General features: G+C 69.2%; 12 protein-coding genes. 4 read left to right on the plus strand and 8 right to left on the minus strand.

Annotated features, from left to right (window positions below; translation table 11 throughout):
* Positions 1 to 6: 6 nt before the first annotated feature.
* Genes dnaG through dusB form a run of 3 tightly spaced genes read right to left on the minus strand, consistent with a single transcriptional unit; the run spans position 7 to position 4,377 of the window.
* Complete coding sequence (dnaG, locus tag ABD197_RS09100; protein ID WP_344053731.1) at positions 7 to 1,872, minus strand: DNA primase; 1,866 nt, start codon at positions 1,870 to 1,872, stop codon at positions 7 to 9.
* The gene (locus ABD197_RS09105; protein ID WP_344053734.1) at positions 1,872 to 3,215 is read right to left on the minus strand and encodes a deoxyguanosinetriphosphate triphosphohydrolase; all 1,344 of its coding nucleotides are present in this window, start codon (positions 3,213 to 3,215) and stop codon (positions 1,872 to 1,874) included. The genes dnaG and ABD197_RS09105 overlap by 1 nt, the downstream gene beginning before the upstream one ends.
* Complete coding sequence (dusB, locus tag ABD197_RS09110) at positions 3,205 to 4,377, minus strand: tRNA dihydrouridine synthase DusB (protein WP_344053740.1); 1,173 nt, start codon at positions 4,375 to 4,377, stop codon at positions 3,205 to 3,207. Before dusB ends, ABD197_RS09105 begins: the two co-directional genes overlap by 11 nt.
* A 51-nt stretch (positions 4,378 to 4,428) precedes the next feature.
* Here dusB and ABD197_RS09115 point away from each other — a divergent pair, with 51 nt between their 5' ends.
* Positions 4,429 to 4,929, plus strand: a complete 501-nt coding sequence (locus ABD197_RS09115) for a glutathione peroxidase (protein WP_344053743.1) — start codon at positions 4,429 to 4,431, stop codon at positions 4,927 to 4,929.
* Between the two features lie 12 nt (positions 4,930 to 4,941).
* Here ABD197_RS09115 and ABD197_RS09120 read toward each other — a convergent pair whose 3' ends face one another.
* The 3 genes from ABD197_RS09120 to recO are packed head-to-tail and all read right to left on the minus strand — an operon-like array spanning position 4,942 to position 7,204.
* A complete protein-coding gene (locus ABD197_RS09120) occupies positions 4,942 to 5,619 on the minus strand; it encodes a DsbA family oxidoreductase (protein WP_344053745.1) in 678 nt (225 codons plus the stop codon).
* A 47-nt stretch (positions 5,620 to 5,666) separates the two neighbouring features.
* Positions 5,667 to 6,479, minus strand: a complete 813-nt coding sequence (locus ABD197_RS09125; RefSeq protein WP_344053747.1) for an isoprenyl transferase — start codon at positions 6,477 to 6,479, stop codon at positions 5,667 to 5,669.
* Complete coding sequence (gene recO, locus ABD197_RS09130) at positions 6,476 to 7,204, minus strand: DNA repair protein RecO (protein ID WP_344053749.1); 729 nt, start codon at positions 7,202 to 7,204, stop codon at positions 6,476 to 6,478. Before recO ends, ABD197_RS09125 begins: the two co-directional genes overlap by 4 nt.
* A 64-nt stretch (positions 7,205 to 7,268) precedes the next feature.
* Here recO and ABD197_RS09135 point away from each other — a divergent pair, with 64 nt between their 5' ends.
* The gene (locus ABD197_RS09135) at positions 7,269 to 7,955 is read left to right on the plus strand and encodes a trimeric intracellular cation channel family protein (protein ID WP_344053751.1); all 687 of its coding nucleotides are present in this window, start codon (positions 7,269 to 7,271) and stop codon (positions 7,953 to 7,955) included.
* Between the two features lie 18 nt (positions 7,956 to 7,973).
* On the opposite strand, the gene gad is transcribed toward ABD197_RS09135, so the two are convergent.
* The gene (gene gad / locus ABD197_RS09140) at positions 7,974 to 9,386 is read right to left on the minus strand and encodes a glutamate decarboxylase (protein WP_344053753.1); all 1,413 of its coding nucleotides are present in this window, start codon (positions 9,384 to 9,386) and stop codon (positions 7,974 to 7,976) included.
* A gap of 86 nt (positions 9,387 to 9,472) precedes the next feature.
* Here gad and ABD197_RS09145 point away from each other — a divergent pair, with 86 nt between their 5' ends.
* Entirely contained in the window at positions 9,473 to 10,126 is a 654-nt protein-coding gene (locus tag ABD197_RS09145; protein ID WP_344053754.1) for a hypothetical protein, read from the plus strand.
* On the opposite strand, the gene leuA is transcribed toward ABD197_RS09145, so the two are convergent.
* On the minus strand, positions 10,127 to 11,887 hold the full coding sequence (gene leuA, locus ABD197_RS09150) for a 2-isopropylmalate synthase (RefSeq protein ID WP_344053756.1): 1,761 nt from the start codon (positions 11,885 to 11,887) through the stop codon (positions 10,127 to 10,129).
* A 235-nt stretch (positions 11,888 to 12,122) separates the two neighbouring features.
* Here leuA and ABD197_RS09155 point away from each other — a divergent pair, with 235 nt between their 5' ends.
* Positions 12,123 to 13,652, plus strand: coding sequence for a S1C family serine protease (locus ABD197_RS09155; protein WP_344053758.1), 1,530 nt, complete (start codon positions 12,123 to 12,125; stop codon positions 13,650 to 13,652).
* Positions 13,653 to 13,670: the final 18 nt, after the last annotated feature.

Below are 13,670 nucleotides of genomic sequence, written 5' to 3' on the forward strand. Positions count from 1 at the left end.
GGTGGATCACTCGTCCGCCGTGAGCCGCTGACGCTCGGCATCCAGCTCGCGCAGCCGCATGCGGATCGTGCGACCTTCCGTCGAATCGGGTGCGACGCGCTGGATCGCCCCGAGGAGCTCGGACTTCTCCTGCTCGACCGCGCGGACGACCAGCCTCCGGGCGAGCGAGGCGGTCGAGGTGCTCGCCGCCTCGTCGGTCAGGGCTGGGAAGTCGGTGGTCAGCAGCTCTGCGGCCAGAGAGCGGTAGGGCTCCCGCACCGCGGACACGGCATCCGCCGCCCACCCCGGGCGGGACAGGTCGGAGACGGCGGCGATCGAGGTCCGCACCGCATCGAGCGCGGGGTGGCGGAAGGGGAGCGCGAGGGCACGGTGGAGCAGTGCGGGATCCAGGCGGTGACCGAACTGCAGGATGCCCATGAGGGCGTCGCGCTCCAGTGCGACATCCGGCGTCCGCGGCAGGGTCGCGATCGAGACCCGCAGCTGGGGCGGTGCCTCACCGTTCGGATCCTCGGGCGCGGGCGCCGCCGGCCGCTCGGAGCGGGCGTCGCCGCCGCCCTGCCGTGCCGCCCGCTCGACGGCTGCGCGGACTTCGCCGATCTCCAGACCCAGCCGCCGGGCCAGCACGCGCACGTAGCCCGGGCGCAGCGAGGGATCGCGGATGTCCGCGACGATCGGCGCCGCCGCGCGCAGGGCGCCGGCACGGCCCTCGACCGTGCCCAGCGCGAACCCGGCGAGCCGCTGGTCGATGACGAACTCGAACATGGGCACCTTCGTGTCCATCAGGGCCCGCACGGCTCCGTCGCCGCGCTGCAGCCGCAGGTCGCACGGATCGAGTCCCTCCGGAGCGACCGCGACGTAGGTCTGTGCGGCGAAGCGCTTCTCGTCGGCGAATGCGCGCAACGCCGCCTTCTGCCCGGCAGCGTCCGGATCGAACGTGAACACCACTTCCCCCGACGCGGTGTCATCCCCCATGACACGACGCAGCACCGTGATGTGGTCGGCGCCGAACGCCGTGCCGCAGCTCGCGATCGCGGTGGTGATGCCCGCGAGGTGACAGGCCATCACGTCGGTGTACCCCTCGACGACCACGACGCGGTGATCGCGCGAGATGTCGCGCTTGGCGAGGTCGAGTCCGTACAGCACCTGCGACTTGCGGTAGACCGGCGTCTCGGGGGTGTTGAGGTACTTCGGCCCCTGGTCGTCGTCGTAGAGCTTTCGCGCTCCGAAGCCGATCACCTGACTCGTCACGTCGCGGATCGGCCACACCAGGCGCCCTCGGAAGCGGTCGTACACTCCCCGCTGTCCCTGCGAGACCAGTCCGACGGTGCTCAGCTCCTCATCGCTGAACCCCTGCGCGTGCAGCGCATCGCGGAGATTCGACCACCCCTTCGGGGCGTACCCGACGCCGAAGTGCGCCGCAGCACCGGCGTCGAATCCCCGTTCGCCGAGGAAGCGACGACCCGCCTCCGCTTCGGCGCCGGCCAACTGCGCGCGGAAGAACTCCGCGGCGGCGGCGTTCGCGGCGTACATCCGGGCGCGACCGGTGGACTGCGGAGCGGCTCCGCCGTCCTCGTAGTGCAGGGTGTAGCCGATGCGGCCGGCGAGACGCTCGACGGCCTCGGTGAACGACACGTGGTCCATCGCCCGGAGGAACGAGTACACGTCGCCGGACTCGCCGCAGCCGAAGCAATGGTAGAAACCCGCCTGCGGCCGCACGTTGAAACTGGGGCTGCGTTCGTCGTGGAAGGGACACAGACCCTTCATGGCGCCGACGCCGGCGCTCTTCAGCGCGACGCGCTCCCCGATGATGTCCGCGATGTTCGTTCGGGCCTTGACCTCATCGACGTCGGCCTGCAGGATCCGGCCCGCCATCAGTGCGGCGCTTCCGCGACACGGACGCGGGCGGACGGGGCCCAGACGCCGAGCGAAGCCGCGTCGACCTCGCCGACGAGCCGTCCGTGCCACGCGATCGCGTATTGGTCGGTCAGACTCGCGACCTGGTCGACGATGACGCGCCGGCGTGCGGCGTCATCGGATGCCGCGTCGAAGTCCTCGGCGTACATCGGGTCGAGCGCCTCGGGCTGCTCCCACAGCGCCGAGGCCAGGCGCTTGAGCACGCGCCGCTGTTCGCGGTAGACGCTCTTGCGCCCCTCGATCGAGACGACGACCGCCCCGATGATGCCTTTCAGGACGGCCATCTCGGCCTCGACGACCCGCGGGACGACGACGTGCGCCCGATAACGCGTGAGCACGACCGACGACGTGGCCTCCCGCGTCGCCGTCGTGGCGGCGCGCGCGAATCGGCCGATCAGATCCGACGTCAGGTTCTTCAGCCGCGCGTGGGAGGCGCGCGTGGCGTCGAAGGACGTGATCCACTCCGGAAGCCTCATGAGCCGGTACAGCGCGTCTTCGAGCTCGTCGCGGGCGAAGTCGAAGCCCACCCACGTCTGGATCGCGTCCAGCAGCGCGGTGTGCTCGTCGCGGGACGCCAGCCGAGCGGGGTCGAGATAGCCGTTCACGATCGCGTCCTCGAAGTCGTGCACGGAGTACGCGATGTCATCGGAGAGGTCCATGACCTCTGCCTCGATGCAGCGCACCCGCCCCGGCGCGTCGACGCGGAGCCAGCGGAACACGTCCTCGTCCTCGGGATACACCCCGAACTTCAGCCGTCCCCCCGCGTCCGGCAACGGGTGGCTCGCCGTCCACGGGTACTTGCACGCGGCATCCAGGCTCGCCCGAGTCAGGTTGAGCCCATGGCTGCGGCCGGCGTCGTCGATCACCTTCGGTTCCAGCCGCGTGAGGATCCGCAGGGTCTGCGCGTTGCCTTCGAAGCCGCCGATGTCCTCGGCCCAGTCGTTCAGTGCCCGCTCGCCGTTGTGTCCGAACGGCGGGTGCCCGAGGTCATGACTCAGGCACGCCGTGTCCACGACGTCGGGAGACAGCCGCAGCGCCGTCGCGAGCTCGCGCCCGACCTGTGCGACCTCCAGGGAGTGCGTCAGCCGGTTGCGCGCGAAATCCGCCGGGCTCGCGGGACTGAGCACCTGCGTCTTCGCCGCGAGCCGGCGCAGGGCCGCCGAGTGCAGCACGCGTGCGCGGTCGCGCGCGAAGCCGTCGCGCTGCGAGCGATGACGCTCGACGAAGAATCGTGCGGCATCCGCTTCGTCGTACCCGTCCGGCCGTTCGGATGCGGCCCGTACCGCGCCGTCAGCCGCCACTGTGGTCCAGTTCCGCCTCCGCGAGGGCGTGGGATGCCGTCGCGCCGAGATCCCGCGACTGCAGCCACCCCTCCGGCAGGGCGGGGCGCTTGGGGGTCCCCGCGCGACCGCGCTGTCCTTCCGCCGCCGCACCCGGGTACGGCGCGTCGAGATCGAGCGTCGCGAGCAGGTCGTCGATCTCCGCGAGCGTCGAGACGGTCGCCAGGGCCGCGCGCGTGTCGCCGCCCACCGGGTAGCCCTTGAAGTACCACGCGACGTGCTTGCGGATATCGCGGCAGCCGCGCTGCTCGTCCTCGAAGAATTCGACCAGGAGCTCCGCGTGACGACGGAACGCGTCCGCGACGAATCCGAGGGTGGCGTCCACGGCCGGTCCGGCCGCGGCCTCCGGGCCGCCGAGGTGACGGGCCAGATCGCCGAACAGCCAGGGGCGGCCGAGGCAGCCGCGCCCGACCACGACGCCGTCGCAGCCGGTCTGCTGCATCATCCGGGCCGCGTCCTGCGCGGACCAGATGTCCCCGTTCCCGAGGACCGGGATGCTGGTCACCGCATCCTTCAGCGCGGCGATGGCCGCCCAGTCCGCGGTGCCGGAGTAGAACTCCGCGGCGGTCCGGGCGTGCAGCGCCACCGCCGAGACGCCGGCGTCTTCGGCGATGCGACCCGCGTCGAGGTACGTCAGATGGTCGGAGTCGATCCCCTTGCGCATCTTCACGGTCAGCGGCACGTCACCGGCGGCCGCGGCGGCGCGCGACACGATCTCGCGGAACAGTCCCAGCTTCCAGGGCAGCGCCGCTCCCCCGCCCTTGCGGGTGACCTTGGGCACCGGGCAGCCGAAGTTGAGGTCGATGTGGTCGGCGCGGTCCTCGTCGACGAGGATCCGCACAGCGCCCTCGACCGTCGCCGGATCCACGCCGTACAGCTGGATGGAGCGCGGCGTCTCGGACTCGTGGTGGGTGATGAGGCGCATGGTGGTGGCGTTGCGCTCGACGAGCGCGCGCGACGTGATCATCTCACTGACGTAGAGGCCGGCACCGTACTCGCGGCACAGGCGGCGAAACGCGGTGTTCGTGATCCCGGCCATCGGCGCGAGCACGACGGGTGCGTCCAGCGCGATCGGCCCGATGCGCAGTGTGCGGTCGGGAGCGAGAGTAGGAGTCACCTGCATATTCTCCCAGACCCGCGACCGCCTTCGGTGAACGGCCAATAACCTGTGGGTATGACCGCTTCCTCCGCCGCCCCGATCCTCGACATCCCCTTTGCGACCGCCGACGGGGGTCAGGCCACTCTCGCCGACTACGCCGGAAAGGTTCTGCTCATCGTGAACGTCGCCTCGCGCTGCGGGCTCGCTCCGCAGTACGAGCAGCTCGAGCAGCTGAAGAAGACGTACGGTCCTCGCGGCTTCGACGTGCTGGCGTTCCCGAGCAACCAGTTCCTGCAGGAGCTGTCGAAGATGGACGACATCCTCGAGTACTGCTCCACGACGTGGGGCGTCACGTTCCCGGTGATGGACAAGGTCAAGGTGAACGGGAAGAAGGCCGCACCGCTGTATCAGGAGCTCACGAAGGCTCCCGACGGAAACGGCAAAGCGGGCCGCGTCGAGTGGAACTTCGAGAAGTTCCTCGTCCTCCCCGATGGCCGCGTCGCGCGTTTCCGCCCGCGCACGAAGCCGGACGACCCGGCGATCGTGTCGCTCATCGAGGCGAACCTCCCGGGCTGAGCCGTCAGTGCGTCAGACCGTGGCCGGGCTCTCCCGGTGCTCGGCCCACACCTGGCGCACGATCTGGGCGAAGGCGTCGGCGGGCTGCGCGCCGGAGACGCCGTACTTGCCGTCGATCACGAAGAACGGCACTCCCGAGATGCCGTAGGCCGCAGCCTGCGCCTGATCGGCACGCACGGCAGGCAGGAATCTCTCGGACCGCAGCGCTTCGCGCGCGGCATCCGCGTCCAGACCTGCATCGGCCGCGAGAGCGACGAGCTCGTCCTCCTGGCCGAGGTGGCGACCCTCGGTGAAATACGCGGCCATGAGTCGCTCGGTCATCTCCGGTTGCCGTCCCTGCTCCTTCGCGAAGTGCAGGAGCTCGTGCGCCTTCACGGTGTTCGTGTGCTTGAGCAGGTCGAACCGGTACTCCAACCCGGCATCGGCAGCGACACCGGTCACGCGGTCCAGCATCTGCTGCGCCTGATCGGGCGAGATGCCCTTGTGGTGGGAGAGGTAGTCCGCCTCGCCGCCGTCGAAATCGACCGGGGTGTCCGGCGAGAGCTCGAACGAGTGGAAGACCACCTCGACCTGCGGGGCATCGGGATCGGCCGAGGCCGCCTCGAGTCCGCTCTGGAGGTTGCGCTTGCCGATGTAGCACCACGGGCAGGCGATGTCGCTCCACACGTCGATCTTGATGGCGTCCGTCATGCCGGGTGCAACCGAGGGAAGTCGACGGTCATTCCCGCGGCCCGACGTCAGAGCGCGGGCGGCTCGGGGGTGTCCACCGCGCCGCCGAACCGACGATCGCGATCGAGGTACATGCCGATCGCGCGCCAAAGATCCTCGCGGGAGAAATCCGGCCAGAGCGTATCGAGGAACACGAACTCCGCGTACGCGGACTCCCACAGCAGGAAGTTCGAGGTGCGCTGCTCGCCGCTCGAGCGGATGAACAGATCCACGTCGGGCATGTCCGGCTGGTAGAGCCGCTTCTGGATCAGCTTCTCGGTCACCGCCGACGGCTTCAGCCGCCCCGAGGCGATGTCGTCCCCGATCGAACGCATCGCGTCCACGAGCTCGACCCGCCCGCCGTAGTTGACGCACATCGTGAGCGTCAACACGTCGTTGTCGGCGGTCAAGCGCTCGGCCAACTGCAGCTCTTTGATCACCGAACCCCAGAGCCGGGGCTTGCGCCCCGCCCACCGCACCCGTACGCCCCACTCGTTTAACTGATCCCGACGACGGTGCAGGACATCGCGATTGAAGCCCATCAGGAAGCGGACCTCGTCCGGCGAACGGCTCCAGTTCTCGGTGGAGAACGCGTACACGCTCAGATGCTTGACGCCCGCCTGGATGGCTCCCGCGACGACATCAAGAAGCGCGGCCTCACCCGCCCGATGCCCCTCCACGCGGGTCTGGCCGCGCCGGTTGGCCCACCGGCCGTTGCCGTCCATCACGATCGCGACATGCGACGGCACCGCGCCCCGGGGGAAGGCGGGCGGGTGGATGCCGGTCCAGTCCAGCGGCCGATAGGCGACGGCATCCCGGTGGGTGTACGGCTTCGGGCTCATGTGGCCGCCTCCACGTGCTGCAGAGAGCGGATGCCGCGCTCCAGGTGCCATTGCGCGTACGCGGCGATGAGGCCGGACGCCGACCCCCGGGTCGGGGCGCTTGCGGAATCGGCGACGACCCAGTCGCCCTCCATGAGGGCGGTGAGGAACTCCGCGGTCGCGACGTCGACACGGGCGGCCCCCACCGGGGCGCAGTCGCGGCAGATCATCCCGCCGAGCTGCGCGACGAACGTGTCGTGGGGTCCGGGCGCGCCGCAGCGCGCGCACTCGGTCAGGCCGGGTGCCCAGCCGGAGAGCGCCATCGCGCGCAGCAGATACGAATCCAGGATGCTGCGCGGCACGTGCTCGCCGCGGGCGAGGGCGCGCAGTCCGCCGACGAGGAGCAGGTACTGCTGAGGGGTGGCCTCGGCCTCGTTCAGGCGGTCGGCGGCCTCCACCATCGCGTTGGCCGACGTGTACCGGTCGTAGTGGACGGCGATGTCGGCGCCGTACGAACCCAGCGACTCCGCCTGCTGGATGATGTCGAGCGACCGCCCCTGATACAGCAGCACGTCGGCGACCATGAACGGCTCGAGCCGCGAGCCGAAGCGCGAGGATGTGCGCCGCACCCCCTTCGCCACGGCACGGATCTTGCCGTGCCGACGGCTCAGCATCGTGACGATCCGGTCCGCTTCCCCCAGCTTGTGGGTGCGCAGGATCACGACCTCGTCGCGGTAGGTGGGCACTGTTCAATTATGGTCGCCGACGACCGTGCCGGGCGGGCGCCGAGCCGTGCGCGAGAATGGTCGCGTGGATGCGCCTCTCTTCACGATCCCGCTGTGGGCGGACCTCACCGCGGTGGGTCTCGGCGGTATCCAGGGAGCCCTGTTCGCCTCCGGCTTCCGCGGGCAGCGACGACTGGACCTCCTCGGCGTCGCGATCATCGGCATCGTGATGGGCATGGGCGGCGGCATCATCCGCGATCTGCTGCTCAACCAGCCGCTGAGCACGCTGCAGAGCAATTGGTACCTGCTCACCGCGACGCTCGCCGCCCTCGTGGGGATGCTGCTGGCGGGTCCGCTGCGGCGTCTGAACGGGTTGATCGTCGGGCTCGACGCGGTCGTGATCGGCCTGTTCGGCGCGTTCGGGACGAGCAAGGCGCTCGCGCTCGGACTGCCGCTCGTGCCCGCCGTGTTCGTCGGCGTGTGCTCGGCGGTGGGCGGCGGCATCCTGCGCGACGTCTTCATGGGTCTGCCGGTCGCGATCATGCACGTCGGCTCCCTTTACGCGGTCGCCGCGGGCGTGGGCTGCCTCGTCCTGGCGGTTTCGAACGCCGTGGGCGTGCCGCTCGTGATCGCGGCGATCGCCGGTGTGGTCGTCACCGCGATCATCCGCGTCCTCGCGGTGGTGTTCGACCTCTCGCTCCCCGAGCAGCGCATGCTGTATCGCCGCAAGGTCGCCGCCGAGACAGGCGCACTCCCGATCGTCAAGCGCTGACGGGGGCGGCGCGCGGCCTCAATGGGTGAATGACGTGACCAGGCCTTCGGTCGGCATCGGCGACTCCAGGGCGTCGAGGTAGGCGACGGCATCATGGATGTCGGCGACCAGACTCTCGGCGAGGTTCCGGCTCAGCCCGTTGCGCACCACGATCCGCTGGACGACGACGTCGGTGAGGTCGTCGGGCATCGGATAGGCCGGGATGAGCCAGCCCTTGAGTCTGAGCCGTTCGGAGAGGTGATAGAGGTTCCACTTGTCGGTGTAGCCCTTGCTCAGCTGCCACGCGAACACCGGGATGTCGGTGCCGTCGTTCCACAGCTCGAACGCGGGGATCTTCGCGATCTCGCCGGCGAGGTACACGGCGACGTCCTGCGAGGCCTTCTGGACCTTGTAATAGCCGTCCCACCCCAGTCGGAGGAACAGGTAGTACTGCAGGAGGACCTGGGCGCCGGGACGGGAGAAGTTCAGCGCGAAGCTCGGCATGTGGCCGCCGAGGTAGGTGACGTCGAACACGAGATCGGACGGCAGATCCTCGACCGTGCGCCACACCACCCACCCGAGACCGGGGTACACGAGTCCGTACTTGTGCGCGGAGGTGCTGATCGACGCGACGCGGGGAACCCGGAAGTCCCATTCCAGGTCGGGCTGGAGGAAGGGGGCGATCATCCCCCCGGAGGCGCCGTCGACGTGGATCGGGATGTCCAGGCCCGTCTCGGCCTGGATCCGATCGAGCGCCGCGGCGATCTCCGCGACCGGCTCGTACACCCCGGTGTAGGTCACGCCCATGATGGCGACGACGCCGATCGTGTTCTCGTCGACGTATTTCTCCAGCTCGAAGCCGTCGAGACACTTGTGCTCGTCGGTGATCGGCACGTAGCGGGGCTCGACGTCCCAGTAGTTGCAGAACTTCTCCCAGCAGACCTGCACCGCGCTGGAGAGGACGAGGTTGGGCTTCTCGGTCGAGCGGCCCGCGACACGACGGGCGTGCTGCCACCGGCGCTTGAGCGCGAGGCCGCCCAGCATGCAGGCCTCGGACGAGCCGATCGTCGACGTGCCGATCGCCTTCTCGGCATCCGGGGCGTTCCACAGTGTGGCGATCATCTTCCAGCAGCGCGTCTCGATCGCCGCCGTCTGCGGATACTCGTCTTTGTCGACCATGTTCTTGTCGACCGTCTCGGAGTACAGCTTCGTCGCGTGCGGGTCCATCCAGGTGCCGACGAACGTCGCGAGATTCAGACGGGAATTGCCGTCGAGCATCGCCTCGTCGTGCACGACCTGGTAGGCCGTTTCGGGCAGGGACTCCCCCGCAGGCAGCGCGTCCAGCGGGAAGTCGGTCGCTTCGCCGGGGCGGGCGAACAGCGGGTTCAGCTGGTTCTGATCCCCCAGCCCGATGAATCCGTGCGTGTGGGCGGAGCCACGAGAGGTCGTCATGAGCCTCATGCTAGGGCGGCCGAGCGCCGTGGACGTCATGCTCGCGAGGTGAGGTCCGGCGCGCCTGCCGCCTCTATGCTCACCCCATGACGCCCGAACGCCGCGTGCGCCTGCGCCGTGAAGCATGGGGATTCGCCGTCGGATCGCTCCTGTTCGCGGTCGGCGCCGTGCCGCTCTATTCCGAGACCGTCGGCGCAGTCGCCACGAACGCGACGTTCTTCGCCGGAGCTTTCTTCTTCACGCTCGCCGCGCTGATCCAGCTGCTCCTCAGCGGGCGGCGCCCGCCGAAGACCGGGGCTTCGCGGCCCGACCGTGCGGACTGGTGGGCCGCGGCGATCCAATTCGCCGGCACGCTGTTGTTCAACCTCAGCACGACCGCCGCCCTGCTCACCGCCCTCAACCCGGACACGCGGATCGGCTCGGGATGGATCCCCGACGCGTGGGGGTCGGTGTGCTTCCTCGTTTCGAGCGCGTTCGCCGTCGTGGCGACGACGGAGCGCGACGGCCTGTGGGATCCGCGGGCGCGCACGTGGCGCTGCACATGGCTGAACATGGCCGGCTCGGTGTTCTTCGGGATCTCGGCGATCGGTGCCGCCGTGATTCCGGCCACCGGAGACCTCGTGAGCCTCCAGTGGGCGAATCTCGGCACGTTCCTGGGTGCGGTGTGCTTCCTCACGGCGGCGCTGCTGAGCAGGCGCGATATCCCGACGGATGCCGCGCCTGCCCGAACGGCAGTGTGATCAGACCCCGGCGAGCTCGGCGGTGCTCTGCCGGGTGCGGATCGCCCGGTTCACGCACGACACGATCGCCTTGAGGGAAGCCGTGGAGATGTCCCCGTCGATCCCCACGCCCCACAGGCGCTCACCGTCGACCTGGAGCTCGACGTACGCCGCGGCTTGCGCGTCTCCGCCCGCGCTCAGCGTGTGCTCGACGTAGTCGTAGAGCGAGACGTCGAATCCGCGCTCGCGCATGATCGACAGGAATGCCGCGATCGGTCCGTTGCCGTGACCGGTGGCCTCGACCCGCTCGTCTCCGTCGCGCAGCGAAACCTCCAGCGACACGTCACCGGCCAGATCGCTCTGCGTCCGCGTCCCGTGCAGCTCGAAGCGGCCCCAGCGGTGCTCCTCGACGTTCGAGGGCAGGTACTCGTCCGTGAAGATACGCCAGATCTGCTCGCTGGTGACCTCGCCGCCCTCGGCGTCGGTCTTGGCCTGCACGACACCGGAGAATTCGATCTGCAATCGGCGGGGCAGGTCGAGTGCATGGTCGCTCTTGAGCAGGTAGGCCACGCCGCCCTTGCCGGACTGCGAATTCACGCGGATGACCGCTTCGTAGGAGCGACCCAGATCCTTCGGATCGATCGGCAGGTACGGCACCGCCCATTCGAGCTCGTCGACCGACAGGCCCTCGGCGACGGCTCGCGCCTCCATCGCCTCGAACCCCTTCTTGATCGCGTCCTGATGCGAACCGCTGAAGGCCGTGAAGACGAGGTCACCCGCCCACGGGCTGCGCTCGTGCACGGGGAGCTGATTGCAGTACTCCGCGGTGCGCTTGATCTGGTCCACGTCGCTGAAGTCGATCTGCGGATCGATCCCCTGCGTGAGGAGGTTGATGCCGAGCGCGACCAGATCGACGTTGCCCGTCCGCTCCCCGTTGCCGAACAGGCAGCCTTCGATGCGGTCGGCGCCGGCCATGTAGCCGAGCTCCGCCGCGGCGATCGCCGTGCCCCGGTCATTGTGCGGGTGCAGAGAGAGGATCACGTTCTCGCGGTGGGCCAGATGGCGACTCATCCACTCGATCGAGTCGGCGTAGACGTTCGGGGTCGCCATCTCGACGGTCGCCGGCAGATTGATGATGACCTTGCGGTCCGGGGTCGGCTCGAAGACCTCGATCACCTGATTGCAGACGTCCACCGCGAACTCGAGTTCGGTGCCCGTGTAGCTCTCCGGCGAATACTCGTAGAAGACCTTCGTCTCGGGGATCCGCTTCTCGAACTCGCGGCACAACCGCGCGCCCTCCAGAGCGATGTCGATGATGCCCTGCCGGTCGGTGCGGAAGACCACTTCGCGCTGCAGGACGCTCGTGGAGTTGTACAGGTGGACGATCGCCTGCTTCGCTCCGGCGATCGACTCGTACGTGCGCTCGATCAGGTGCTCGCGGGCCTGCGTCAGCACCTGGATCGTCACGTCGTCGGGGATGACGTCCTCTTCGATCAAGTGCCGGACGAAGTCGAAGTCCGTCTGGCTGGCGGACGGGAAGCCGACCTCGATCTCCTTGTAGCCCATGCTCACCAGCAGGTCGAACATGATGCGCTTGCGTTCGGGGCTCATCGGGTCGATGAGCGCCTGGTTGCCGTCGCGCAGATCGACAGCGCACCAGCGCGGTGCGGCGGTGATCCGCGCATCGGGCCAGGTGCGGTCCGGCAGCTCGACGGTCAGCTGCTGGTGATAGGGCCGATACTTGTGGATCGGCATGCCCGAAGGCTTCTGGGTGTTGTCCATGGTCTCGCGTGCTCTCTCGTCAGATGAAACGGGCCGACAACGAGCTCCGCGACGAGGTGGGCCCTAGATCGAGGACTCGTCGCGGCGACTAAGAAGGAGTCGGCGCAAGCGCATGGCGCCAGGCTACACCGCACACGGAGAGCGCGCGAATCCCCGGGCGGCGGCATCCGTGTATCACGGCGTGCACGACCGCACTCATCCTCTGCGAACCCACCACCCGATCAGGAGGTCCGCCGTGTCCGCTCCGTCTTCGCCCGTCTCCCGCCGCCGCATGCTCGGCGTCGCATCGCTCACCGCCGGCGCACTCGCGCTCACCGGCTGCTTCGGCGGCCTCCTTCCTTCCGCCGGCCCCTCCGCCACGCCGGCGGTCGGCTTCGACGACCTCCAGACCGCCACGGTCTACATCAAGGGTCAGGGGACGTTCATCGAACCGGGAACGCTCGACCCGGCCGAGGGCGCGTGGATCGGTTCGGGATTCATCGTCACGCCCGAGGGGCTCGCCCTCACGAACAACCACGTCGTCACCGGCGCCGGAACGCTCGCCGTCTACGTCGGCGGCGATCAGTCCGCGCAAGTGCGCGGGACCGTGCTCGGCGCGTCGGAGTGCCTCGACCTCGCGGTCATCCAGCTCGACGGCGACGAGCTGCCGTACCTCGCGTGGCATGACGGCGAGATCAAGACCGGCCTGGACGTCTACTCCGCGGGCTATCCGGCCGGTGCCGCCGAGGAGTTCACCCTCACGCGCGGCATCGTCTCGAAGGACGACTTCCCGCTGGACACCCAGTGGGCGTCGCTGGACCACGTGATCGAGCACGATGCGCGCATCCGGGGTGGTAACTCCGGCGGACCGCTCGTCGACGAGGACGGGCGGCTCGTGGGCATCAACTACGCGGGTGACGACAGCCTCGACTACAACTTCGCGATCCACCGGGACGTGGCCCAGGATGCGATCGACCGCCTCGCGGCGGGCGAGAACGTGGACTCGATCGGCATCAACGCGCAGGGCTGGGTGAGCGAAGACGGCCAGATCGCGGGCGTCTGGGTCTCCTCCGTCGATGCGGGTGGTGCAGCGGATGCCGCGGGCATCCAGCCCGGCGACCTCGTGTACAAGCTCGCCGGGGTGAGCGTCGGCACGGACGGCAGTCTCGCCGACTACTGCCAGGTCCTGCGCACTCAGGGCAGCGACGCAACGATCGATGTGCAGGTCTACCGGCCCGCCACCGACGAGCTCCTGGACGGTCAGATCAACGGCGACGAGCTCACGGTCACGGCCACCGGGGTCTTCGGCGGCGAAGCGACGGCCAACGGCGGATTCACCACCGTGACAGACGATGCCGGTGTCGTGAGCGTCGACGTTCCCGCGGACTGGGCGCAGACCGACGGCGCGGGGTTCACGGACGACGCGGGCAACACCTGGTACGCCGTCTCGGCGGCGCCGGATCTCGCCGCGTTCTGGGGCGGATTCGCCGCACCGGGCGTCCAGGTGATGGCGGCTTCCGCGGGGATGACCGCAGAGGCGGTCCTGCAGAATCTGTCGGGCACCTTCGACACGTCGTGCAGTGCGGTCGCGACCGGCGAGCCGTACGACGACGGCTACTACGCCGGCGTGTACTCCGAGTGGGACTGCGCGGGTACGGCAGCCGTCGTGATCTCCACGGTGGATGCGGGCGGCGGCAACGTGATCGTGCTCATGCAGGCGCAGTCGGACTACGAGAAGCAGGAAGCGCTGACGAGGGTGCTGGAGACCTTCCAGGCTTCGCTCTGACCGATCCTCCGCAGCTCG

The sequence above is a fragment of the Microbacterium lacus genome (genome assembly GCF_039531105.1).
GTDB classification, from domain to species: domain Bacteria; phylum Actinomycetota; class Actinomycetes; order Actinomycetales; family Microbacteriaceae; genus Microbacterium; species Microbacterium lacus.